The sequence below is a fragment of the Rhizobacter sp. genome, from assembly GCF_046595475.1.
Lineage (GTDB): Bacteria > Pseudomonadota > Gammaproteobacteria > Burkholderiales > Burkholderiaceae_C > Rhizobacter.
Window position 1 is genome coordinate 16,143 of the sequence record NZ_JBKJOQ010000097.1, and the last position, 24,610, is coordinate 40,752.

The window sequence follows — 24,610 nt, forward strand, 5'->3', positions numbered from 1 at the left end:
GGTTAGGCGTTGTTGCCGGCGATAGTCGACATCACCGCCATGCGCACCGCAATGCCGAAGGTGACCTGCGGCAAGATCACGCTCTGCTTGCCATCGGCCACCGACGAGTCGATTTCCACGCCACGATTGATGGGCCCCGGGTGCATGACGATGCAATCGGGCTTGGCGTGGGCGAGCTTTTCTTGCGTGAGCCCGTAGTTCTTGAAGAACTCGCCGGCACTGGGCAGCATGGCGCCGCTCATGCGCTCGTTTTGCAGGCGCAGCATGATGATCACGTCGGCACCCTTGATGCCTTCGACCATGTCGTGGCACACCCGCACGCCCATCTCTTTCAGGTCGCTGGGCACCAGGGTCTTGGGACCAACAGCGCGTATCTCAGGCACGCCCAGCGTGGTGAGGGCATTGATGTCGGAGCGCGCCACGCGCGAGTGAACGATGTCACCCACGATGGCCACCGTGAGCTTGGTGAAGTCTTGCTTGAAGTGGCGGATGGTGTACATGTCGAGCAGGCCCTGGGTCGGGTGCGCGTGGCGGCCGTCGCCGGCGTTCACCACATGCACGTGCGGCGCGCAGTGCTGGGCGATCAAGTACGGGGCACCGCTCTCGCTGTGGCGCACCACGAACATGTCGGCATGCATCGCGCTCAGGTTGGCGATGGTGTCGAGCAAGCTCTCGCCCTTGGCGGCGCTCGACTTGGCGATGTCGAGGTTGATCACGTCAGCGCTCAAACGCTTGGCGGCAATCTCGAAGGTGGTGCGGGTGCGGGTGCTGTTCTCGAAGAAGAGGTTGAACACGCTTTTCCCCCGCAGCAGCGGCACCTTCTTCACTTCGCGGTCGTTCACACTCAAAAAGGTGCCAGCGGTGTCGAGAATGCTGTGCAGCACGGCGCGCGGCAGGCCTTCGATGGACAGCAGATGAATCAACTCACCATGCTTGTTGAGTTGCGGGTTCCTGGTCATGCACCTTCCTTGATGTCGAAGCTGAAGCGGCCGGCATCGTCCCGCGCCAATCGCAACTTGTGTTCGTTTGACAATGTGATGCGTGCGGCCGAGTAAGCCGCGTGGATGGGCAACTCGCGCCCGCCGCGGTCGACCAGCACCGCCAGCGTGACGCTCGCAGGGCGGCCGAAATCGAACAGCTCGTTGATCACCGCACGGGTGGTGCGGCCGGTGTAGAGCACGTCGTCGACCAGCATGATCGGTCGGCCTTCGATCTCAAAGGGCAGCTTGGTGGGGTCTGCACTGGAGAGGCCCTTCGACGAGAAGTCGTCGCGGTGCAAGGCGCTGGAGATGACGCCGAAATCACCGCTGAGCTTCAGATCATGCTGCAGGCGCTCGGCCAGCCAGGCGCCACCCGACCAGATACCGACCAGCACGGCGTTGGGTTGCAGCAGGCTGCGCACACCCGACAGCAGGTCGGTGTACAGGGCTTCGGCGTTGAGATGAAGAGTGCTCATTAGAGGTCTCTCAAGAACTGCTCCAGGATGATCGCCGCCGACGCCGCATCGACATCAGCCGCCCCATGCGCATGTGCTTCGGTGGTGGTGTAGCGCTCATCCACCTCATGCACAAGCAGCTTGAAGCGGCCGTGCAGCTGGCGGGCGAAGCGCTGGGCGCGGGCAGTATTGTCGTGCGGCGCGCCGTCAGGGTGGTAGGGCACGCCTACCACCAGCGCTTCGGGCTGCCACTCAGCGATCAAGGCGCCCAGGGCAGCGAAGCGCGCATCGCCCTCGGCCGCCACGGTGCGCAGCGGCGTGGCCGTGCGCGTGAGGGTGTTGCCGCTGGCCACACCCACGCGCTTGGTACCGAAATCGAAAGCGAGAAATGAGCGGGGTGTATGGGGTGGCATGGCCGCGAGGCTCATGCGTGGCCTGCCTCTTGGCTGAGCATGCGCGGGTCTATGCCCAGCAGCGACAGCGCCTTGTCGTAGCGTTGCTCCACCGGCGTGTCGAAGATGATGCCGGGCTCGGCGCTCACGTTGATCCAGCCGTTGCGGCCGATCTCTTCTTCCAGCTGGCCGGCGCTCCAGCCGCTGTAGCCGAGCGTGACCAATATCTTCTTGGGGCCAGCGCCACTCGACAGTGCTTCGAGCACGTCTTTGCTGGTAGTCATCTCCAGCCCACCGGGGATCTGCAGCGAAGAGTTGTAGTGCCCGCCCTCGCCTTCGCTACCACCCAGGCGCTCATGCAGCACGAAGCCGCGCTCGGTCTGCACCGGCCCGCCGAAGTACACCGGCGTCTCGGCCAGGTCTTCGCGGTCAAGGGTGAGCGCAACCTTTTCGAACAGATTCTTCAGCTTGATGTCGATAGGCTTGTTGATCACCAGGCCTAGCGCACCCTTGTCGGTGTGCTCGCACATGTAGATGACCGCGCCCGCAAAGGTGTCATCGGCCATGCCTGGCATGGCGATGAGGAACTGGTTGGTGAGGTCGATGGCGATGCCGGGCATGCGGTGGATTTTATTCCTGCGGCACACTGCCCCGGATGGAAAAGGTTTTGGACTCAGCCCTGGTTTGGTTTCGGCGCGATTTGCGGGCCAGCGACAACGCTGCCCTCTTCCATGCGCTCAAGGCGGCGCGCAAGGTGTACTGCGCCTTCATTTTTGACACCCAGATCCTTGACCCCCTGCCCCGCGCCGACCGGCGGGTAGAGTTCATACGCGACAGCCTGCTCGCACTCAATGACCAACTGCACGCGCTCCAGCCCGAAGGCGGCGGGCTGTTGGTGCGCCATGGTGCTGCGCCAGATGAGCTGCCCCGCCTCGCACAACAGCTGCACGTGCAGGCGGTCTACGCCAGCCACGACGACGAGCCTGCCGCCGTGCATCGCGACAACCAGGTACGCGGTCGCCTGGCCGATGCCGGCATTGCGCTGCACACCGCAAAAGACCATGTGATCTTCGAGCGCGGCGAGGTACTCACCGCCAGCGGCACGCCCTACAGCGTGTTCACACCGTACAAGAACGCATGGCTCAAGAAGCTGGAGCCCTTTTATGTGAGTGCCTACCCCGTGGAGCGGTATGCCGACAGCCTCGCGCCGCTGCCCGAGGGCATGCAAGCCCGCGTGCCGCCGCTGGCCGAGATCGGCTTCGAAACCACCAACCTGCACGAGATGAAGATGGGCATGGGCGCCGGCGGCGCGCAAGAGATGCTGAGCGACTTTCTGCCGCGCATGGACCGTTATGACGAGACGCGCAACTTGCCCGCCGTGAAGGGGCCGAGCTACTTGTCAACGCACCTGCGCTTCGGCACGGTGTCGATACGGCAGCTGGCGCGTGAGGCCACCATTCGCATGCAACAAGGGTCGGTAGGCGCGACCACCTGGCTGTCAGAGCTGATTTGGCGCGACTTCTATCACCAGGTGCTGCACCACCACCCGCATGTGGTGGGCGCCAGCTTCAAGCCCGAGTACGACGCTATCAGGTGGGAGCATGGCAAGCATGCCCACGCCTTGTTTGCGGCGTGGTGCGAGGGGCGCACCGGCTACCCACTGGTCGACGCGGCCATGGCCCAGATCAACCAGACCGGCTACATGCACAACCGCCTGCGCATGGTGGTGGCGAGCTTTCTCGTGAAAGACCTCGGCATCGATTGGCGCTGGGGCGAGCGTTACTTCGCACAGATGCTCAACGACTTCGACCTCGCCGCCAACAACGGCGGCTGGCAATGGGCAGCCTCGACCGGCTGCGATGCGCAGCCGTATTTCCGCATCTTCAACCCAGTGACGCAGAGCGAGAAGTTCGACGCGGCGGGCAAGTTCATCCGGCGCTACGTGCCGCAATTGGCCGGGATGAACGACAAGGCCATCCACGCGCCATGGCTGGCGCGGCCGATAGAGCTGACGGAAGGAAATGTGGTGCTGGGGGAGAACTATCCGCTGCCCATCGTGATGCACAACGAAGCGCGCGCGAAGACGCTGGAGCGGTATGCGGTGGTGAAAGCTGCGAAGTAGCGCCGACTCAGAACAGCTCGACGTCGCCGACCTTGGATTCGTCTTCCAAGTCGCCACGCGCAATGAGCTCGGCATGGCTTTGCACTTGGTTGCGCCCATGTCTCTTGGCAAAGTACACCGCTTTGTCGGCCCGCTCGAAGGCGCCACTGGGCGTGTCGCCCGGCTGGATCTCGGTGAAACCAATGCTGATCGTGATCTGCCCCACCTGCGGAAAGGGGTAGCTGGCGGTGTTGCTGCGCATGCGCTCCAGCGCCAAAGCTGCATCCTGATCATTTGCGCAGCGCATCAGCACCACGAACTCTTCGCCGCCAAAGCGGTAGAGCCGGTCGTGGAAGCGAAAGCTGCTGCGCATCAGGCGCGAGAGCAACAGCAGCACTTCATCGCCGATCAGGTGGCCGTAGGTGTCGTTGACCGACTTGAAGTGATCGATGTCGATCAGCCCCAACCAGTGTCGGTGGTTGCTGGCCACGTGGCGGCGGCCGTCGGCCGCCAGCGGCGCCACGCCGGTGGGCTCGCTCGTGGCCTTGAGAAAGCTTTCGTCGAAGGTCTTGCGGTTGAGCAAACCCGTGAGCGTGTCGCGCTCGCTGTAGTCGAGCAGCGCCTGAAAGTTGCGGTAGATGCGCAGAATACTGCCCACCATGCGGCACGATTCGTCGCTCAGCGGCGCCAGGGTCTCGATCTCCATCACCCCCACGACTTCGCGGTCGGTGCTCACCGGGAACAGGCTCACGCTGTGCTGCCCGGGGATGGTGACCACGCGGGTCTGGCCTTTCATGGCCTCCATGCGCTCGGGGAACAGGTCAAGCGGGGGCAGGCTGTCAACATCGGCCCAAGCGGGGTCGGCCGTGGCCACGGCATCATGCTCGCCCAGGCGTGCGCGGGTGATCCAGTGCTCGTTGCCGGGCTCACCCACCAATCGGTAGATGGTGACGGTGCGCGGGTGCAGCATGTCGCGCAGCGCCCCGACCAATGTCACGTCGAGAATGTCGCGATCCCTAAAGCCGGTCAGCTCGGCAAGATGGTCGACTAGTTCAGACATGGCACAAAGGAGACCCCGGCCGAAAGCCCTAGGCCGTGGCGGCTGCCGCGGTGTAGCGCCCGATCAAGGCGAGCAAGTCTTCTTCGGCGTACGGCTTGCCCAGGTAGTGGTCAACACCCAGCTCCGCCGCGTAGTCGCGGTGCTTTTGCGCAATGCGTGAGGTGATCATGATCACCGGCAAGGAACGCAGGCGCGCATCGCCGCGGATGTTGCGCACCAGGTCGAAGCCGTCCATGCGCGGCATTTCGATGTCGCTGAGCACCACTTGCGGCAGGTCTTCGGCCAGACGCTCAAGCGCGTCGATGCCGTCTTTAGCCAATACGACGCGATAGCCTTCACGCACCAGCAGGCGCTGCGTGACACGGCGCACCGTGAGCGAATCGTCGACCACCAGCACCAGCGGCGCCAGTTGCACCACGGGCTCGTCGACCATCCGCATCATCGGCTGATGCATCGGTGCGCGAAGCGCAGCCACCGTGGCGGCACGGGCGCTTTCGCCATACAGCGTGGCCAGCGCGACCGGGTTGTAGATGAGAGCCACCGAGCCCGAAGCGAGTAGCGTCATGCCAGCCAGGCCGGGCAGGCGCGACAGTTGCGGCCCCAGGTTCTTGACCACCACTTCTTGCGTTCCCAGCACTTCGTCGACGTGCAACGCAATGCGCTGCTGCGCGCTTCTCACCACGATGATGGGGCGCGTGCGTGTCACGCCTTCCTGGCTGCGCGGCCCTTCTTGCAGGAGCGAGCCGAACCAGAAGAACAGCAGCGCGCGTTCGCCCAGTGGGTAGGTTCCGCTGGCGTAAGCCTCGTCCAGCTCTTTCATGCTGGCGCGGCGCACGATCTCGATCAGCGTGGCCGGCAAGGCCACGACCGTGGCGCCGCAACGAACCATCACCACCTGCGTTACCGCGGTGGTCAGTGGCAGCACCAGCTTGAAACTGGTGCCCTGGCCCGCCGCCGTGGCGGTTTCGATGCGACCACCCATGGCGTTCACTTCGGAGCGCACCACGTCCATGCCCACACCGCGGCCGGAGAGTTCGGTCACGGTGTCGGCGGTCGAGAAGCCGGGGGTGAAGATCAGGTTAGCCAGGTCGCCCGCGGCGTGCTCTTCGCCAGCCTTGATGAGGCCCATGGCCACACCCTTGTCGTGGATGCGCTGCAGGTTGAGGCCCGCGCCGTCGTCTCGAAATTCCACGCCAACTTCATTGCCTTCTTGGCGCAAGGCCACCACGATGCTGCCGGTGGCGTCTTTGCCGGCCGCGGTCCGCGTCTCTGGCGACTCGATGCCGTGCGTGACGCAATTGCGCAGCAAGTGCTCAAAGGCGGGAGTCATGCGGTCGAGCACGCCACGGTCGATTTCAATCGAGCCGCCGACGATGTCGAGTCGCACCTGTTTGCCAGTTTCCTTGGCGGCTTGGCGCACCACGCGATAAAGGCGATCGGCCTGGCCTTCAAATTCGACCATGCGGGTACGCAGCAGATCGTCCTGCAGGTCGCGAGTCAGGCGCGCCTGGGCGGCGAGCTCGTCTTCCGTCGTTTCCAGCGTACGGGTGAGCGTGCGCTGCACGGTGGCCACGTCGTTCACCGACTCGGCCATCATGCGCGTGAGTTCCTGGAAGCGCGTGAAGCGGTCGGACTCGAGTGGGTCGAACGCTTCGTGCGCCTGCTTGGCGGCCTCCTGGCGCGAGATCATCTGCGTCTCAGCCTGGAACTCGATGTCGCGCAGCTGACCACGCAGCCGCTCCAAGTTGTCCGTCAGGTCACCCAATGAACCACGGATGTTGCCCACTTCGGCTTCGATCCGCGAACGCGTGATGCTCACCTCGCCGGCCTGGTTGACCAGGCGCTCCAGCAAGGGGCCACGCACGCGCACGGCGGCATTGGCAGCGCCAACGCCGCTGCCCATCGCCGCCTGCAGCGGCGCATCGCCCTCGGTGGCGGCAAAGCGGGACCAGTCAACGTCACGCGTCTGGGGCGTTTGGGTTGCAGCCGGGGCTTGGGGCGCGGCTACAGCCGCAATCGGTGCCACGGGTGTTGCCACGGGAGCTGCAGCCACAGGCACGACCGGAAATTCGACCGGCACCAATACCGGCGCCAGCACGGCGACCGGCGGCAGCACCGGTGCCGCAACAGGGGCGGCAGGCGGCGCAGCTGCAACTGGCTCGTCGAGCGTGGCGTGCAGGGAATCTTCTGCTTCGGCATAAGCTTGCGCATCGCGCGAGCGCAAGGCATCGAAGGTGGCCGACAGAGCGTCCGAACGAGCTTGCAAGGCCTCGACATCGGCGACGCTCGCGGCGGGCTGTGCCAGCAAGTGCTCGATCAGCGTTTCCAGGCGGTGGGCCATTTCGCCCAATCGCATGGCACCTGCCAGACGGGCGCCGCCCTTGAGGGTGTGCAGCGTGCGCATGCAGGATGCAGCCGGACCGTTGTCGGTCGGGCGGCGGGCCCACTCACGCAGCTTGGCATCCAGCTGGGGCAACAGCTCTTCGGCTTCTTCTTCGAAGATGGGGAACAGCTCGGCGTCAACCGCGTCCACCGAGTCGATGTCGTCTTCGCCATCGAGCGCGTCAGCGCGCACCGGCGCGGCGCGCGCGGTTTCGACGGGCAAGGGCGCGAAAGCCTTGAATTCGGCGTGGCCGAGCGAGCCCACATTGGTGTCTAGCCCGCCGAACGAGCTGTCCACGTGAGCCGCAAGTGCATCGGAGTTGACCACCAGCGGCGCTGGCCGCGACGCGCGGGCCAAGGGCTCGACGGGCTCCATGAACTCGGGCTCTTCGAGCAGCACCGGCAGCGGTTCTTCAACTTCCGGGGCTTCAGCGGCGTTGGCGGCTTCGAGCCGGCGTGCTGAGCTCAACTCATGGTCGGCGAGGCGTTGCAGCAGCTCAGGCGCCACGGGCTTTAGGAAGCCGGCGGCGAATTGGTGCAACAAACGGCGGATCTCTTCGGCAGCGTCAACGAAGAGGCGCGCCTCTTCGGTGGTGCCGTGGCCGATGGTGTGAGAGCGCGTCAGCGCGTGTTCGACCAGGCGCGACAAGTGAGACAGGTCGGTAAAGCCCACCGTCGCCGAGCTGCCAGCCAAGGAATGGGCGAGCGCAATCGGCACTTCACCGATGGCGCGATGCAGCTCCATGCCCCATTCGGCCACGTCGGTGGTCAGGCGGCGCGACAGCTCGTCGGCTTCATTCAGGTAGATGTTGAAGAGCGGAATGCTGATGCGCAGGTCGCCCACGATCTTGACCTGATCGTCATCGGAAGGCGTGGTAGCCGATTCATCGGCTACAGGCGATGCTGGTTGCACCACTTCGGGCTGGGCCTGTGCATCGGTGGCAAAGAGCTGGTCGTCTAGGTCGAGCTCGATCATCTCCACCGACTCGGCGATGGGCAACAGATCGGGCGCCTCTTCGCGAGAATCGATCACCGCGGGTTCGTTGAAGTCGTGCCGCCGCCCGGCGGCGTGCAAATCAAGGGTGGGGGCCGCGGCCGGAATGGCCGCCACGGGTTTTGGGTCGTCGAACGAGCCCAGGTCGAGGTCGAAGGACAACTCGGGCAGCGGCTCAGGCGCCGCCGGTGCAGCCGCGGGGGGCAAGACCAGATCTTGCGCGCTAGGCATGTCGACCGGAAACGACAGCGACATCATGGGCAGGTCGGCCGCGGGCGACGGCACCACGGCGGTCACAGCCTCGCCCCGCGCCAGCGCGTCGGCGGCGGCTTTCACTGGGGCCGCGTTGAAGGCACCTGACCGCTGAGCGGCAATGGCTTCGACCCAATCGGCGAAGTAGCTGAGGGCGTTGTTCGAAAAGCCGAGCAGCGTCGGGTCAGCGGCTTTTTGCTCGGCCAACCAGCTGTTGTAGACCTGCTCACAGACCCAACCCGCGTCGCCGAATTCCTTCAGCCCGACCATGCGCGAGCTGCCCTTCAGGGTGTGGAAGGCACGGCGAACGGTGGTGAGCTGCTCGAGATTGGCGGGTGACCCGACCAGATGCTCCAGCGCGCCCTTGGCAGTTTCAATGACTTCGCGCGCTTCCTCGAGGAAGATTTCGCGCATCTCCGGGTCGTCACCGAGGTCGGTGGCCTGACTCGTGGGCGTGGGAGACAAAGGGGGGGGAGGCGGTGGCGCCTTGGCGGGCTCCGGCTCCAGCCCGACGGGCTCACTCGCGGTATGAACGAAATCGGCCAGCGCCTCGGAAAGCTGCTCGCGCGCCGCCGTGACCTGGCCAGGCCCGGCCGCGTGCTCGATGGCGCTTTGTGCCTGCGTGACAGCAGCCAGCAGCTCAGGCTGGGAGGCAATCTGCGCCTCGTGCGACAGGTGCTCCAGGTCGCGCGACACTTCGTCTAGTGGCACGCGGTCGCTTACCGCGGCAAAGGACAGCGACTGGGCTTGCTCGATCAGTCGCGCCTCGATAGCCGGCGCGACAGGGACGATGAGGTTGGTGGCGCTGCGTGCGGCAGCGCTGCGGCCCATCAGGGGGCTGAGCGTGCCAGCTTGCGCGTCGTACACAAACAGCGACTTGGCCACCTGAGGCTGCACGCTGAGCATGTCGATCAGGAAGCCGAGTGCGCCCAGGTTGCTGGCCAGGCGGTCGAAGGTGCCCGACTGGACGACCAGCTGAGGGTCGACCTCGGTGGCCAAAAGACCGTCAACGTCGTCGCGCATGCGCAGCACGGCATGCGCAGCCTGGTCCATGCCCAGCACCGACAACACGCCACGCATCGAGGCCAGCAAGCCAGGCACTGGCGACAGCGCCTCGCGCTGCGCGGGGTTGCGGAAGAATTGGTCGATGTGTTTTTCAGCCTCGGAAAGCGAAGCGCGCAACTCCTGCACCACGCTGCCCATGGTCTGGCGGTCGGAGACGCGGCGGTACAGCTCCTCCATCCACGCTTCGAGCGGGTCGGGGGTATTGCCCTCGCGCACCGAGGCGATGCGGTTGGCGAGGCGCCGTACGCGCTGGCCTTCTTCAGGGTTGTCGAAGTCACCGTCTTCCAGCGAGGCTTCGAGATACAAAACACTGGTGGCCACTTCCATGGCCAGCGGCGGCAGAGGCGCCGCGCCAGCGTGCTGTGTCTGGGCCACGGCCTGGGCCAACTCGTCGGCCAGCACGTCGCCGTTCGGGTACAAGCGCTTGAGCGAATCACCCACCAGTGAGAACTGCTCGGACAGGCCCGTCATGCGGTGCATTTCGCCACCGGCAATGGCCGACCAGGCATCCTTCGCGCTCGACACGCGCTTGCGGGCCTGGGCGATCGTCGCGGGGTCGAAACGGCCGAGGCGGTTGACCTCATAGTCGGCCGGCGCGTGTTGCGCAAGACCGTATGCCTGGCGCACAGCGGCCAGGCGCGGCGCCTTGCGGCCATCGCCAGGTGAAGCGCTTTGTGCGCAGAAGAACAGCAGGTCTTGCGCCAAGCGCTCGGACACATCCGATTCGCCGCGCTCAAACACGCGGAACTGGGCCAACAGGCGTGAGGCCACGCGCTTGCTGAAAAGGTCGGCCTTCAGAAAGCCATGGGCCTGGCTTTCGAAGAAGGCAGCGGCCAGCTTCCACAAGGTGCTGGCGGGCATGCTGGAGGCGCCAGCGCCCAGGCTGGCACAGATGTCGCTCATTGAGAGCGCAGCCTGCGAGTTTTGGCCACGCATCAGCAGCAGCAGCTGCTTCTCGAGTGCTGCGTGCGCGGCATCGTCGATGGCGTGCGGGCTGACGCCTTTTTCATTCGCCAGCTCAAGCCAGCGCCAATCCATCGCCCACAGGTCAGCCGGGTGGATGCGCTCGGCACCCGCCAGCGCCTGCACGGCCTTGTAGCGCGGGAACAGCGCCAGTGGCGACACCGGCTTGCCCGACAGCATGCGCTGCAGGAAGTCGAGCAGCGCAAACGACGCCATCTCGATGGTGTCGACATCGGCCGCGGTGAGCTTGTCGGGCTTGGCCACGAAGCGCTGAATCGCCGCTTCGCTGGCACGCAAAACCACTGCCACCGAGGGCAGGCCCACCAGCTCAAGAGCACCCACACCCTGGTGAATTTGCTGGCGCGCCCCGCGCAGCACGGCCGGGTCGACGGCATCGACGTCGGAGCCGCTGACCGATTCGGACTCCTTCACAAAGCGGCGCAAGGCCTTGTGGGCGTTGTCGAGAGAGCGGCGCAGCTCTTCGTGCACCCACGCCAACGCACTGAGGTCGTCGCTCATCTCGCTCATGGTGTCGCTCGTCGTCGCGTGGCTGTCCATTCGATACCTTGTGTCGAGTCAAGGGCTACGGCCTGAGCCGCAGGCACTGTGATCAGCCGATCTTGAACCGGGCCACCGACTGCTTCAGTTCTTCAGCAGTACGGGACAGTTCGCGCACCATCTGTGCAGTGGAGCGCGTACCTTCACCAGTTTGCTCCGTCACCGCAAAAATGTGCTGGATGTTGGCAGCCACCACGTTGGCCGACTCGGCTTCTCGAGACGCCTGGTTGGAAATCTGCGAAATGAGGTCGGCCAGTTGGCGTGAAACCCGGTCAATGTCGCCCAGTGCGTTACCGGCCGCGTCAGACAGCCGGGTACCCTCCACCACACCCTGCGTTGAGCGCTCCATGGCGCCCACCGCATCTTGCGTGTCGGTCTGAATGGTCTTCACCAGAGCCGCAATCTGGCGGGTTGCGTCGCCCGAGCGCTCTGCAAGCCGCTGCACTTCTTCCGCAACCACTGAGAAGCCCCGTCCGGCTTCACCGGCCGATGCGGCTTGAATGGCAGCGTTCAGCGCCAGCACGTTCGTCTGTTCCGTAATGTCCGAAATCAGCTCGGTGATTTCGCCAATCTCTTGCGAGGACTCGCCGAGTCGCTTGATCCGCTTGGAGGTTTCTTGAATCTGGTCACGAATCGAGTTCATACCGCCGATCGTGTTCTGCACGGCCGTGAGACCGGACTCTGCAGCCTTCAGCGATTGACGCGCCACCTGGGCGGTTTGCTGGGCTTGTGCCGACACTTCGTTGATTCGGCCTGCCATCTGCAGCACTGACTCGCCGGTTTCGCGAATCTCGCGCAGTTGTTCGTCGGAGGCTGCGAGCAGCTCAGTCGACGTGGCTTCCACCTGCTGCGTCGTTTCGGTCACTCGACCTACCGTGCCCTGCACCTGAGACACCAGGGTGCGCAACTCTTCCACCGTGTAGTTCACCGAGTCGGCAATGGCACCCGTGATGTCTTCGGTCACCGTGGCCTGTTGCGTCAAATCGCCTTCAGCCACCGTTTGCAGTTCGTTCATCAATCGCAAAATGGCGGCCTGGTTGGCGTCATTCACGCGCTTGGCTTCTTGCTCCTGGCGTTCGGCTTCCAGCTGCTGCGTTTTAGCCAGCGTGGCGCGCTGAGCCTGGTCATTCACGTACAACTTCAGCAGACCGGCGCCACCGGCAGCCAGCAGCACTGCAAACATCAGCAAGATCGCAAGCGCTACGCGGCTGAAGCCGGTTTCAGAACCAAGGCGCTCCTGCACGGTTTCAAGGCCCTTACGCAGCGGCTCGCTGTCAGCAATGATCGAGGCCTGCGCTTCACGCGCTGAGACCAGGCCTTGTAGGTTGCCCAGAATCGAGCCGGCTTCGGTGCGAGTCTCTTCGTATTGCTTGAGCAGGGCTTGCAAGCGTTCCTTGGTCTGTGCGTCTTTCGTGCCGGGCAAGCGCAGCTCCTGATTGCCGTTGAGCAAGCCGTCGGCAATTTCGCGGAATGAGTTCAAGTCTTTGCCAAGCAAGAACACGGCTTCAGGCGACACGCCTTCCATGGTCAGGAACTCGTTGGCCGACTTGCCGATGCGCTGAGTCAACATCACCAGCTGGCCCACCGCCGACAGCTCGGCCGGCGAGGCCTCTTGCTGCAGCTTGAGCGACGACACGGTTTCAGCGATTTCCAGCAGGTCAGATGACTGGCGATTGATGGTGCGAAGCGCCTTACCCACTTGGGTCAGAATCGCCTGTTGGCCCATCACGGTTTTGGCGTTCTTCTCGGCACGGTCCACCAGCGGAACCATCGGCGCGAGCGATTCCTGCACCGAGGCCGGCGCCGCATCGATGTTGCCTTCGCCCTTGGCCAGGCCACGCACGCTGCGGGCCAGCACTTCGGTACTTTCCTTCACTTCTGGGAACGCCTGGGCGCTACCGATCAGTGCCTGCGACACCGACTTTGCGAGCCGCTGCGACTGCATCAACGCCTGGCCGGAAGCCGCCACCTGGGCCGAGCCCTTGGCTGCTGAGTTCAACGAATAGATCGTCATGCCGATCAAACCAAACAGGCCCAGGCCGACCAGCGTCAGCAAGATGCGCTGCTGCGTGGCGACCGGTTGGTTGCCGATGAGCGGCAGCCCGGTGGCGCCCGGCGCGTCTTCGGCGCCCGCGGGCAGACGGGTCTCGGAGAAGTCGGCAATCTCTGAGGGCGCAGCCTCGGTGATGATCGACGAGTCCATGTGCACCGTGCGGGCCGTGCCGTCCATCGAAGGCGAGTGCGCGCCACGGTCGAGACCGGCGCGGTCGAGGGCGATGACGTCATCCAGTGGGATGACCGGGTTGTCCGGGTCCAGCACATTGGAATGGTCGCGACCCTTGCCCTTGCCTTTGATTTTGTCCAGGAAGCTCATATGTTCCTCGTTCCGTCGTATCTCAATGTGACTGTCAGAAAGCCTTGGCGCCTAACGCGCATCAGCCCGCGATCTTTAGAAATGCAGACTCGTTGGCGAGCGCAGCCAGATTCAGCTCGCGCCACAAGCGGTTGTTCTCGTCTCGATAGTGCGTGCCGACAAAAGGCGGCCTTGTCTCGCCGTCGTCGGCCTGCGCCTTCAACTGCTCAAGGCTGCGCAAGCCCGAGAGCCGGTCCACCATCACGGCGCAATTGATGTTCAGCGTGGTGTTGAAGGCAACGAACCAAGACTGGTCGCGCCCCTGCTCCTGCCCGCGAATACCAAGAAAGCCGGCCAGATCGACCACCCCGTGCAAGCGGCCGCGCAAGTTGGCCACTCCCATGAACCAGCGGCTGGTGTAGGGCACCGGCATGGCAGGCGCAAAGGGAAAGATTTCGCCCGCTTCCTGCAGGGGAAACAGGAACCCGTGGCCCCCACATTCCACTGCCAGCCAGGACTTGCCGCGTTCTTGCGTACGAGCCGCCTTGAGCTTTTCAGCCAAGCGGGTTTGCAATTCGCGCAATGCTTCCTTATTGGCCATTCACACCTGCCTGCGGGACGTGGAGGGTTTGCATTCGCTGTGCGGTCTTCGAGTGCGGCGGCTTAGTCGAAGGCCTTGATCTTGGCCACCAGCTCGTCGGCATCGACGGGCTTGACGATGTAGTCGCGTGCGCCTTGGCGCATGCCCCAGACCTTGTCGGTTTCCTGGTTCTTGCTGGTGCACATGATCACAGGCACATCAACGAAACGCGGGTCGCGGGTGATGGCGCGTGTGAGCTGGAAGCCATTCTGGCCCGGCATCACCACGTCCATCAGAATCAGGTCGGGCTTGTCTTCACCCAGGCGACGCATGGCGTCTTCGCCGTCTTCAGCGGTACGCACCGAGTAGCCACGCTTGGTCAGCAGCTCGGACAGGAAGTGCAATTCGGTTTTCGAATCGTCAACCAACAGGATTTTCTTGATAGCCATCGCTCGTTACTCCAACTCGACCGGCGCAAACTTGCACCCGGTCTTACATAGTCATGCAGATCGCCGGTGCTGCTCAACAACTTGCAGCAATTGGTCTTTGGTAAAAGGTTTGGTCAGGTAGGCCTCAGAGCCCACCATGCGCCCGCGAGCCTTGTCGAACAAGCCGTCTTTCGACGACAGCATGATCACCGGCACGCTCGAAAACTTGGGATTGCGCTTGATGATGGCGCAGGTCTGGTAGCCGTCAAGGCGCGGCATCAGGATGTCGCAAAAAATCAGGTCGGGCGCGTGGTCGTTGACCTTGGACAAAGCGTCGAAACCATCCTCAGCCAGCAAGACCTGATAACCGCCTTGCTTCAGAAAAATCTCTGCGCTGCGGCGAATCGTGTTGCTGTCGTCGATGACGAGCACCTTGATGGCTGCAGGGACTTCGTTGCTCACCGGGTTGTCTCCTCAACGACTGCGGATTGGTTCAGATCGATCATCCCAACGGGGTATGAAATCAGATCTGCACCATCTCAAAATCTTCCTTGCGGGCGCCGCACTCTGGACAAGTCCAGTTCATGGGCACCGATTCCCAAGGGGTTCCTGGCGCTATTCCGTGGTCAGTGTCACCGGCGGCTTCGTCATAGATCCAACCGCAAATCAGGCACATCCAAGTACGTACCGCGCTGGCGTCTTTGCTCACGTTTATTCTTTATCGCTTCACTACAATGAGAAAAGATTGTAGCCACGCAAAATACCAAAAAGGCGTTAGTTTGTGGGCACATACGCCACATTCCTCACATTTTTCTAGAAGTGCTGACAAACCCGGCACCTTCTGACGGACCCGCCCATGACCACCGACGTGCTCCCCACGCAAACCGCCGCTGACGCGCCCCAAGACGCCCCGGCCCCCGCCTGCGTGATGACTTTCAATGCCAGCGACCCCAGCGGGGCCGGTGGCCTAGCCGGTGACGTGGTGACCATTGCCGCCATGGGCGCCCATGCCCTGCCGGTGGTCACCGCCGTGGTGCTGCGCGACACCGCCGAGGTCTTCGACCACAGCGCCATCGACGCCGACGTGGTGGTCGAGCAGGCCCGCAGCATCCTCGAAGACGTGACCATCGCCGCCTGGAAGGTGGGCTTCCTGGGCTCAGCCGAGGGGGTAGTCGCCGTGGCCGAGGTGCTGTCCGACTACCCCGACGTGCCGCTGGTCGCCTACATGCCCAACTTGTCGTGGGTGGAAGAAGACGACCAACAGGCCTACCTCGACTCGTTCCGTGAGCTGGTATTGCCCCAAACCGAGGTGCTGGTGGGCAATCACCAGACGCTCACCAACTTCTTGCTGCCGGACTGGAGCAGCGACCGACCGGCCTCGCCGCGCGAGCTGGCGGTGGCCGCTTCGCAGCACGGTACGCGCTTCGTGCTGGTGACCAGCGTGCCGCTGCCCGACCAGTTCTTAGACAACGTACTGGCCTCGCCCCAGGGCGCCATCACTGGTGAGAAGTTCGAGCGTTTCGAGGTGAGCTTCGTCGGCGCCGGCGACACGCTCTCGGCCGCGCTCGCCGCCTTGCTCGCCGCCGGCAGCGAGCTGCACACGGCGGTCGGTGAGTCACTCGCCTTCCTCGACCAGGCGCTCGACGCGGGCTTTCGCCCAGGCATGGGCAACGTGATCCCAGACCGCTTCTTCTGGGCCCTGCCGCCCGGAGAGGAAGGCGAAGAAGGATCGGAAGCCGAGGGCGACGAAGCCCCGAAAGACCCGCGCCATGTCCACTGAGCGCGCAACCAACGCCCAGCTGTTCGAACGTGCCCAGCGCGTCATCCCTGGCGGGGTGAACTCGCCGGTGCGCGCCTTCAAGGCCGTAGGCGGCACGCCGCGCTTCATCTCTCGCGCTGAAGGGGCCTACATCTTCGACGCTGAAGGCAAGCGCTACATCGACTACATCGGCTCCTGGGGCCCGATGATCCTCGGCCATGGCCACCCCGCCGTGCTGGAAGCCGTGCAAAAGGCAGCCATGGACGGCTTCTCGTTTGGCGCCCCCACAGAGCGCGAGATCGAGCTGGCCGAAGAGATCCTGAAGCTTGTTCCCAGCATGGAGCAGGTGCGCCTGGTCAGCTCGGGTACTGAAGCGGCCATGAGCGCCATCCGTCTGGCACGCGGGGCCACCGGGCGCAACAAGCTCATCAAATTCGAAGGCTGTTACCACGGCCATGCAGACGCCCTGCTGGTGAAGGCCGGCTCCGGCCTGGCCACCTTCGGCCACCCCACCAGCGCCGGCGTGCCGGCCGAAGTGGTGCAGCACACCGTGGTGCTGGAATACAACCACGTCGCCCAGCTCGAAGAGGCTTTTAAGCTGCACGGCGCCGACCTGGCCTGCGTGATCATCGAGCCCATCGCCGGCAACATGAATTTCGTGCGCGCCAGCCTGCCTTTCATGAAGCGGCTGCGCGAGCTGTGCAGCCAGCACGGCGCGCTGCTGGTGTTCGACGAAGTCATGACGGGCTTTCGCGTCGCGCTAGCCAGCGCCCAGGGCGTCTACGCCCGCGCCCTGCCCGGCTTCGCGCCCGACATGAGCGTCTTCGGCAAGGTCATCGGCGGCGGCATGCCGCTGGCGGCCTTTGGCGGCAAGCGCGAAGTCATGCAGAAGCTGGCGCCCCAGGGTCCCGTCTACCAGGCCGGCACCCTGTCGGGCAACCCGGTGGCCACGGCTTGCGGGCTGGCCACACTGAAACAGATCCAGAAGCCCGGCTTCTTCGAGGCCTTGTCGGCCAGCACACAGAAGCTCCTGCAAGGGCTCACCGCCGCAGCAAAAGAGGCCAGCGTGCCTTTCGTGGGCGACAGCGAAGGCGGCATGTTCGGCTTCTTCTTCCCCCACGGCGCGGGCGAAGGCCTGCCGCAGAACTACGCCACCGTCATGGCCACCGACAAAGAGCGCTTCAACCGCTTCTTCCACGCGATGCTCGACGGCGGCGTGTACCTGGCGCCCGCCCTCTATGAAGCCGGCTTCGTGAGCAGCGCGCACAGCGCACAAGACATTGCCGACACGGTGGCGGTGGCACGAAAAGCGCTTCGCTGAGTCTCACTGACCCGGGCACTTGCCCAAGCGCCCTCGCACCCTTCTTCTCCATGCACATTCACATCCTCGGCATCTGCGGCACTTTCATGGGAGGCCTGGCCGCCCTCGCACGCGAGGCCGGCCACAAGGTCACCGGCTGTGACGCCGGCGTGTACCCGCCCATGAGCGACCAGCTGCGCGCGCTCGACATCGAACTCATCGAGGGCTGGGGCGCCGACCAGCTGGCGCTGAAACCCGACCTCTTCGTGATCGGCAATGTGGTCTCGCGCGGCAACCCGCTGGTCGAGGCCATCCTCGACGCCGGCGTGCCCTACACCAGTGGTCCGCTATGGCTGGCTGAAAACGTGCTGCAAGACCGGCATGTGCTGGCCGTGGCTGGCACGCACGGCAAAACCACCACCACCTCCATGCTCGCGTGGATGCTCGACAAGGCCGGCCTGGAGCCGGGCTTTCTGGTGGGCGGGGTGCCGCAAAACTTTGGCGTCTCCGCGCGTCTCGGCAAGGGCAAGACCTTCGTCATCGAAGCCGACGAGTACGACACCGCCTTCTTCGACAAGCGCAGCAAGTTTGTGCACTACCGGCCGCGCACCGCCGTGCTCAACAACCTCGAGTACGACCACGCTGACATCTTTCCCGACCTGGCCGCCATCGAGACGCAGTTTCACCACCTCGTGCGCACCGTGCCAGCTGCCGGCCGCTTGGTGGTCAATGCCCGCGAAGAGTCACTGCAACGCGTGCTGGAGCGTGGTTGCTGGAGCGAAGTAGTGCGCTTCGGCACCCGCAAGGAAACCCCCGGGGCCCTGCGCGCCCGCGGCGAGCCGCATGCCTTTGACGTGCTGCGCGGCAGCCTGAAGATCGCCCGGGTCGACTGGCCGCTGCTGGGTGAGCACAACCAGCTCAACGCGCTGGCCGCCATCGCCGCGGCCGAGCACGTGGGTGTGGCCGCCGAAGCCGCAGGCCAGGCACTGTCGAGCTTCGAGAACGTGCGCCGCCGCCTGGAGCTGCGCGGCGAAGTGAGCGGTGTGAAGGTCTACGACGACTTCGCCCACCACCCTACGGCCATCCACACCACAGTGAACGGTTTGCGCCGAAGGGTCGGCATGGAGCGCATTCTGGCGGTGTTCGAGCCGCGCTCGAACACCATGAAGCTCGGCGCCATGAAGGCGCAGCTGCCGTGGGCGCTTGAAGAAGCCGATCTGTCGTTCTGTCACCAGGGCAACCTGGGCTGGGACGCCAAGGAAGCGCTCGCCCCCATGGGCGACAAGGCCATCGTCACCGACAGCATTGAGGCCCTCGTGGCTGCCGTCCGGCGCGCCGCGAAGCCCGGGGACCATGTGCTGTGCATGAGCAACGGCGGCTTCGGAGGCGTGCACGACAAGCTGCTCTCCGCATTGGCAGCTTAGGGCAAGGCCTTAGCTCCTCAGCATAGAGGCCCGCAGCGCTTCGGTCAGCTGCGCCAAGCTGTCTTGCAGGTGCGCGCGGCTTTCCACCGAAAGCTTGCTGTTCGATGATGCGCGCTTGAGTTTCGCCTGCAGCTCCACCGCGTTCATGCGCATCAGGCTCAGTGCGTCGGGCGGCAGAGCCGAACCGCGCGTCAGCATCACCTGCATACGCTTGAGGTGCTCGCGCTGCAGGTTTCGACGCAGACGGTCGACTTCCTTGCCACTCTTGAGTTCGCTCCAGATCGCGCTTTGCAGGGTTTCATAGACCTCGGCCAACGAGATGATGTTGTGGCCCTTGGCCTCGCTTACGTAGGAAGGCAGGTCAATCAGGCGCGAAGCAGTGCCCGGGCTCAGCAAGCGGTCCATGGCCACAGTTTGCAGCTGCAGCACAGCTGCCGGAATGCTCACGGGCCCGCCACGATCCCACTCGTTGTAGTCGGGCGAGAGGCTGGCGATGAACTCGGGCTTGAAGCGAAAACTGTCGGCGTTGAACACGCCCTGGGCCAGGAACTGCAGCGCCTCGCGCTGCTTGGCCGGCGCCACCGGCATGTAAGCCGCGCGTTGGGTGCTGCCGGGCAGGTCACGCACCGTGTTCATGCCGCCCACGTACTTGCCCACCAGCTCAGTGGCACGGCCCAGTTGCCTGAAACCGCTGAGCAGCACCCGGCGCTGGCGGGTAGCCTCGTCACTCGGCTGCGGCGGGCGCTCTTGCACACGCTGCCACAGCTCGCGCGAAAGCTGCAGTCGCTTCACGTAATAGGCCAGCGGGTCGTCGCCCAGATCGAATCGATTGACCAGCGGATCGATACCGTCGTTGCCCACGCCACCCGCTTCGGCATCGTCGGCATAGGCCAGCAAGGGATCGGTGCTGCGGGATGCAATGCGCGCCAGCTCGGCGGTTTCGTCTTCGGCCGAGATGGGCTTGTAGGCGTACTCGATGGCCCAGTAGTCGTAGGGGCCGAGCGTGGTGTTGTTCAGGGTGCCTTGCTTCTCGCCATGCACGGCAAGGTTGTAGGCGTTGTAGTCCATCACAGAGCCCGAAATGCCGTTCTTCTCGGTGAAATCTTTGTCCTGCAGCTTGGCACGGGCGACGACGGTCGAGCCTTTGAAGTTGTGCTTGAGCCCCAGGGTGTGGCCCACCTCATGGGTGACGGTGTCCTTGATCACGGCTTGCACGAAAGCCTCGGCCTCGGCGCTGTCGGGCGCCAGGTCGCCTCGCGCTTCGAGCAGGTCGAGGGCAAACCCCATTTCGGCCGCGGCCTCCTGGGCATAGCTGCAATAGGCCGCATGGTCGGCACCACCGGCCCGTGGCGAGGCCGCCGCCAGGCTCGGCCGCGTGCCGCTGCCCACGTCTTCCGCAATGAAGCGCCGTGAGGTGCGGCCAAACACGTCGCTGATGCCGATGTCGGCATCGATGATCTCGCCGGTGCGCGGGTCGGAGTGGTTGGGCCCGATGGCAAAGCCCACGTCGGCGCCCACGAACCAGCGGATAGAGGCGTGGCGGCCGTCCATGTTGTCCCAGTCGGCATCGTCGGGCTGCTGACGGGCGACCACGGCGTTCTTGAAGCCTATTTTCTCGAAGGCCTTGTTCCATTCGAGGACGCCGGCCTCGACCGATTTGCGGTACTGCGGCGGAATGTTCTTGTCTAGCCAGTAGACGATGGGCACTTTGGGTTCGGAAAGTGCGGCTTGCGGGTCCTTCTTCTCCAGCCGCCAGCGATTCACATAGTGCAACCGCGGGTTGGCCTTGAGGTCAGTGCCCAGGTCGGTGACTACATCGAAGAAATGCCCTAGCCGCGGGTCGGTCTTGCGCGGCGCCATGGCTGCTTCTGGCAAGCGGGTGAAGCTGTAGACGAAGCCGACGAACATGCTGCGCGCGTCAGGCGTGGTCGACGGCGGTGGTGGCACGGCGACCGGGCTCGGCACCAGGGGTGGCGCGGGCAGGCGCGAGGTGGCGAAGTGCACCCGCGCACTGACCGTGGTGATCTCGTCGCTCACGCGCGTCTTCTCGAAGAACGAGTTACCGCGGTCCAGCCCGTAAGGCATGCGGAAGGCCTGCTCGATGCGGGTCGAGTAGCCCGGGATGTCGGTCAGCAAAAAGCCGGCGTCGATCAACACCGATTTGCGCTGCGGGTGGGGCTCGCTCGCAATGGCGGCCGAGCCGAGCAGGCTGTGCGAGAAGCCTTGCTCCACCGCAGCCTTCATGCCGGCGGTGCCGCTCACATAGTTGGTGTTGAGCGCAATCAGCTGCATCTGGTTGGTGCCGATCTTGCGGAAGCTCGCCAGCCACGACGGCCCCATCTGGCTGGCATACAGGCCTCGCTCACCAATCGAGCTGGATACGTTCACCGACAGCATGAAAGGCTGGTCGAGGCGCTCAGCGGGTATCTCAAGCCAGATCTTGTCGTCCTTGCGCCAGATCGGCACGAAGCCAGCTTGCTGGGTGGCGCCCATGACCACTTCATCGAAAGGTTTGGGGGCGCCTGGATTGGGCCTGGCCGCAGCGGCCACACCCGATGCCGCGGACGCAGCCGCCGCGGGCGCAGCCGCCCCGGCCACCGGTGCGGGCACGCTCACGGTGTTGGCGGCGGCAGACGAGGTGAGCTTGGCCTTGGCAGAGTCTGGGGCGAGCGGAGTGGCGCAGGCCTGCAGCAGCAGCACAGCGGCAATGCCCAGGCCGAGCGGGCGGGTGGCGAATGAATCTTTCACGAGAGAGTCCTTGTAGGCTGCGGGTGCGATGAACTCCGTTTGGGTTTATCGCATGCCTGGCGGCCTCGGGGTGTATCGGGGAGTGCGGCAAACTTCACGCCCCGCTTCGAGCCGACTTGCATCGATCCAGTTCCCATGACACCCACGCACTTGTTGTATCTGCACGGTTTTCGCTCGTCGCCGCAGTCCGCCAAATCGCGGCACATGGCTGCATGGGTGAAGGCCCATGCCCCGCGCGTGAACTGGTGGTGCCCGCAGCTCCCACCCTCGCCGGCTGCGGCAATCAGCTTGCTCAGCAAAGGCACGGCGGACTGGCCAGTCGAGCGCACGGCCATCATCGGCAGCTCGCTTGGCGGCTTCTATGCCACTGTGCTGGCTGAGCGCCTGGGCTGCGAGGCGGCCCTGCTCAACCCCGCTGTAGCTCCCGCCCGCGACCTGGCCCGCCACATCGGCGAAACCACCGCCTGGCACAGCGAGGAACGGTTTTTCTTCTTGCCCGAGTACGTGGGCGAGCTGCACGACATGACGCCAGGCGAGCTCGCACACCCCTCGCGCTACTTTGCGGTCATTGCCACCGGCGACGAAGTGCTCGACTGGCGCGAGATGAGCGCGCGCTATCGTGGCGCCCACCTGCGCATCGTCGAAGGCAGCGACCATGCGCTGACGGATTTCGACACGCATTTGCCGCATCTGTTGCACTTCCTCGGCCTCGCGCCCTTGCCCTGAACCTTCGTTGCTTCAAGCGACAATCGCCCCCATGTACGCATTGTTTGATGACACCGGAAAATTCCTGGCCGGCCGTGTGATGTCCGAAGCCGACAGCTCGATGCAGATCGAGCTCGATTCGGGCAAGCGGGTAAAGGTGAAGGCAGCCAACGTGCTGCTCAAATTCGACAAACCCATGCCCGCCGAGCTGCTGGCCGAAGGGTTGCGCCTGGCGCAAGACATCGATCTCGATTTGGCCTGGGAATTTGCGCCCGACAACGACTTCGGCTTTGCCGACCTGGCGCGCGATTACTTCAGCGCCACGGCTGGCCCCACCGAGCAAGCAGCCGCGCTGTTTCGCTTGTTCGAAGCGCCGCACTACTTTCGCCGCCTGGGCAAAGGTGTGTTCAAGAAGGCGCCTGAAGAAATCGTCAAGGCGGCCCTGCTGGGCATAGAGCGCAAGAAGCTGGTCGCCGCGCAGATCGACACCTGGGCCGGCGAGCTCGCTGCGGGCCGCTGCCCAGCACCGGTGCGCGAGCAGCTCTACAAGCTGCTCTTCAAGCCCGACAAGAACGCCCCCGAATACAAGGCTGTGGTCGAAGCGTCAAAGCTCGCGCAAAAGGCGCCGCTCGACCTGCTGAAGGCTGCGGGCGCCATCGACTCGCCCTACCAGTTCCACTGGCGGCGTTTCCTGTTCGAGAATTTCCCCAAGGGCACAGCCTTCCCGGCACTGCAAGCGCCTGCGATCAAAGATGCGCTGCCGCTGGCCGCGGTGCAGGCCTTCTCCATCGACGACTCGGCCACCACCGAGATCGACGATGCCTTGTCGGTGCAAGGCCTGGGCAGCGGCACCGTGGTGTTCGGTGTGCACATCGCCGCGCCAGGCTTGGCGATCACGCCCGATGGCCCGATCGACAAGGTGGCGCGTGACCGCTTGTCTACGGTCTACATGCCGGGCTACAAGCTGACCATGCTGCCCGACGAGGTGGTGCAGGCCTACACCTTGCTCGCCGGGCGTGACTGCCCGGCGGTGTCGCTCTATGTCAGCTTCGATGAAGCCACGTTGGCGGTGAAGGCGAGCGAGACGCGCCTCGAGCGCGTGCCGATTGCCGCCAACCTGCGCCACGATCAGCTCGACAGCGTGATCACCGAAGCCTCGCTCACCGGTGCCGCACCGGCCGACTACGGCTTTGCGCCCGAGCTGGCCTTTGCCTTTCGCCTGGCCCGCCACCTGAAGGCCGGGCGCGAAGTGGTGCGCGGCAAGCCCGAGCTCTTCAACCGGCCCGAGTACAACTTCCGCCTTGAAGGCAATGCGGGCGCCGAGCCGCAAGGCGACGAGCAGGTGCTGATCGGCACCCGCACCCGCGGCGCGCCGCTAGACCTGATCGTGGCCGAAGCCATGATCCTCGCCAACAGCACCTGGGGCGGTTGGATCAACGAGCTGGGCGTGCCCGGCATCTACCGCAGCCAGGCCAGCATGGCGCCGGGCGTGAAGGTGCGCATGGGCACCAAGGCCGCGCCACACGCCGGCATGGGCGTGGCGCAGTACACCTGGGCCACCTCGCCGCTGCGCCGCTATGTGGATCTGGTGAACCAGTGGCAGATCATTGCCTGTGCCAAGCATGGCCGCACGGCCGCGCTGGCCGCGCCGTTCAAGCCGAAAGACGCGGCGCTCTTCTCCGTCATCTCCAGCTTCGACGCGGCCTACGCCGCCTACAACGACTTCCAATCGGGCATAGAGCGCTACTGGACGCTGCAGTACCTGGCGCAGCACGAGATGCACGAGCTCGACGCCGCGGTCATGAAAGAAGGCTTGGTCAGGGCCGACGAGTTGCCGCTGGTCTTCCGTGCCGTGGGGGCCGAGCGCCTGCCGCGTGGCGCGCGCGTGCGGGTGCGCATCACCGGCACCGACCTGCTCACGCTGGACATCCATGCGAGCGTATTGCAACGCCTGGATGACCCGGGCACCCCAGCCGACGACGCCGTGGTGGACGAGACCGAAGCCGAAGAGGTGTCAACTGGTGCACTCACACTGGCCATCGACGTGACCGATGCCCCTGCAGAAGAGCCCGCGGTAGCATCGGCGCCCGCCGCCTGAACCCCTGCTTCGC

The 24,610-nt window shown here is 64.6% G+C and carries 18 protein-coding genes; 6 read left to right on the forward strand and 12 right to left on the reverse strand.

Going from position 1 to position 24,610, the window contains the following annotated elements; translation table 11 throughout:
• Positions 1 to 2: 2 nt before the first annotated feature.
• The 4 genes from AC30QB_RS17920 to AC30QB_RS17935 are packed head-to-tail and all read right to left on the reverse strand — an operon-like array spanning position 3 to position 2,447.
• Positions 3 to 959, reverse strand: a complete 957-nt coding sequence (locus AC30QB_RS17920; RefSeq protein WP_489547620.1) for an aspartate carbamoyltransferase catalytic subunit — start codon at positions 957 to 959, stop codon at positions 3 to 5.
• Entirely contained in the window at positions 956 to 1,456 is a 501-nt protein-coding gene (gene pyrR, locus AC30QB_RS17925) for a bifunctional pyr operon transcriptional regulator/uracil phosphoribosyltransferase PyrR (protein ID WP_489547621.1), read from the reverse strand. Before pyrR ends, AC30QB_RS17920 begins: the two co-directional genes overlap by 4 nt.
• Positions 1,456 to 1,863, reverse strand: a complete 408-nt coding sequence (gene ruvX, locus AC30QB_RS17930; protein ID WP_489547622.1) for a Holliday junction resolvase RuvX — start codon at positions 1,861 to 1,863, stop codon at positions 1,456 to 1,458. The genes pyrR and ruvX overlap by 1 nt, the downstream gene beginning before the upstream one ends.
• Positions 1,860 to 2,447: a YqgE/AlgH family protein gene (locus AC30QB_RS17935; protein WP_489547623.1), complete on the reverse strand. Its 588-nt coding sequence runs from the start codon at positions 2,445 to 2,447 to the stop codon at positions 1,860 to 1,862. Before AC30QB_RS17935 ends, ruvX begins: the two co-directional genes overlap by 4 nt.
• Positions 2,448 to 2,482: 35 nt before the next feature.
• Here AC30QB_RS17935 and AC30QB_RS17940 point away from each other — a divergent pair, with 35 nt between their 5' ends.
• The gene (locus AC30QB_RS17940; RefSeq protein ID WP_489547624.1) at positions 2,483 to 3,949 is read left to right on the forward strand and encodes a cryptochrome/photolyase family protein; all 1,467 of its coding nucleotides are present in this window, start codon (positions 2,483 to 2,485) and stop codon (positions 3,947 to 3,949) included.
• 7 nt (positions 3,950 to 3,956) lie between these two features.
• Here AC30QB_RS17940 and AC30QB_RS17945 read toward each other — a convergent pair whose 3' ends face one another.
• From AC30QB_RS17945 to AC30QB_RS17975, 7 genes are all read right to left on the reverse strand, one after another.
• A complete protein-coding gene (locus AC30QB_RS17945; RefSeq protein ID WP_489547625.1) occupies positions 3,957 to 4,988 on the reverse strand; it encodes a GGDEF domain-containing protein in 1,032 nt (343 codons plus the stop codon).
• 28 nt (positions 4,989 to 5,016) lie between these two features.
• Positions 5,017 to 11,202 (reverse strand): hybrid sensor histidine kinase/response regulator, encoded by a 6,186-nt coding sequence (locus tag AC30QB_RS17950; protein WP_489547626.1) that lies wholly within the window; start codon positions 11,200 to 11,202, stop codon positions 5,017 to 5,019.
• 52 nt (positions 11,203 to 11,254) lie between these two features.
• The gene (locus tag AC30QB_RS17955) at positions 11,255 to 13,576 is read right to left on the reverse strand and encodes a methyl-accepting chemotaxis protein (RefSeq protein WP_489547627.1); all 2,322 of its coding nucleotides are present in this window, start codon (positions 13,574 to 13,576) and stop codon (positions 11,255 to 11,257) included.
• Positions 13,577 to 13,637: 61 nt separating this feature from the next.
• Entirely contained in the window at positions 13,638 to 14,156 is a 519-nt protein-coding gene (locus AC30QB_RS17960; protein WP_489547628.1) for a chemotaxis protein CheW, read from the reverse strand.
• A 62-nt stretch (positions 14,157 to 14,218) separates the two neighbouring features.
• Positions 14,219 to 14,584: a response regulator transcription factor gene (locus AC30QB_RS17965; RefSeq protein ID WP_047493606.1), complete on the reverse strand. Its 366-nt coding sequence runs from the start codon at positions 14,582 to 14,584 to the stop codon at positions 14,219 to 14,221.
• 51 nt (positions 14,585 to 14,635) lie between these two features.
• Positions 14,636 to 15,025: a response regulator gene (locus tag AC30QB_RS17970; protein WP_489547629.1), complete on the reverse strand. Its 390-nt coding sequence runs from the start codon at positions 15,023 to 15,025 to the stop codon at positions 14,636 to 14,638.
• A gap of 61 nt (positions 15,026 to 15,086) precedes the next feature.
• Positions 15,087 to 15,239 carry a rubredoxin gene (locus AC30QB_RS17975; protein WP_489547656.1) on the reverse strand — a complete coding sequence of 51 codons (153 nt, stop codon included), beginning with the start codon at positions 15,237 to 15,239 and terminating at the stop codon, positions 15,087 to 15,089.
• Positions 15,240 to 15,419: 180 nt separating this feature from the next.
• Here AC30QB_RS17975 and thiD point away from each other — a divergent pair, with 180 nt between their 5' ends.
• Genes thiD through mpl form a run of 3 tightly spaced genes read left to right on the forward strand, consistent with a single transcriptional unit; the run spans position 15,420 to position 19,046 of the window.
• Positions 15,420 to 16,343 carry a bifunctional hydroxymethylpyrimidine kinase/phosphomethylpyrimidine kinase gene (gene thiD / locus AC30QB_RS17980; RefSeq protein ID WP_489547630.1) on the forward strand — a complete coding sequence of 308 codons (924 nt, stop codon included), beginning with the start codon at positions 15,420 to 15,422 and terminating at the stop codon, positions 16,341 to 16,343.
• Entirely contained in the window at positions 16,333 to 17,643 is a 1,311-nt protein-coding gene (gene hemL, locus AC30QB_RS17985) for a glutamate-1-semialdehyde 2,1-aminomutase (protein WP_489547631.1), read from the forward strand. The genes thiD and hemL overlap by 11 nt, the downstream gene beginning before the upstream one ends.
• Before the next feature lie 50 nt (positions 17,644 to 17,693).
• A complete protein-coding gene (mpl, locus tag AC30QB_RS17990; protein WP_489547632.1) occupies positions 17,694 to 19,046 on the forward strand; it encodes a UDP-N-acetylmuramate:L-alanyl-gamma-D-glutamyl-meso-diaminopimelate ligase in 1,353 nt (450 codons plus the stop codon).
• Between the two features lie 9 nt (positions 19,047 to 19,055).
• On the opposite strand, the gene AC30QB_RS17995 is transcribed toward mpl, so the two are convergent.
• Positions 19,056 to 21,794 (reverse strand): zinc-dependent metalloprotease, encoded by a 2,739-nt coding sequence (locus AC30QB_RS17995; protein WP_489547633.1) that lies wholly within the window; start codon positions 21,792 to 21,794, stop codon positions 19,056 to 19,058.
• Between the two features lie 135 nt (positions 21,795 to 21,929).
• Here AC30QB_RS17995 and AC30QB_RS18000 point away from each other — a divergent pair, with 135 nt between their 5' ends.
• Complete coding sequence (locus AC30QB_RS18000; protein WP_489547634.1) at positions 21,930 to 22,520, forward strand: YqiA/YcfP family alpha/beta fold hydrolase; 591 nt, start codon at positions 21,930 to 21,932, stop codon at positions 22,518 to 22,520.
• Between the two features lie 31 nt (positions 22,521 to 22,551).
• Positions 22,552 to 24,597, forward strand: a complete 2,046-nt coding sequence (locus AC30QB_RS18005) for a ribonuclease catalytic domain-containing protein (RefSeq protein ID WP_489547635.1) — start codon at positions 22,552 to 22,554, stop codon at positions 24,595 to 24,597.
• Positions 24,598 to 24,610 lie beyond the last annotated feature (13 nt).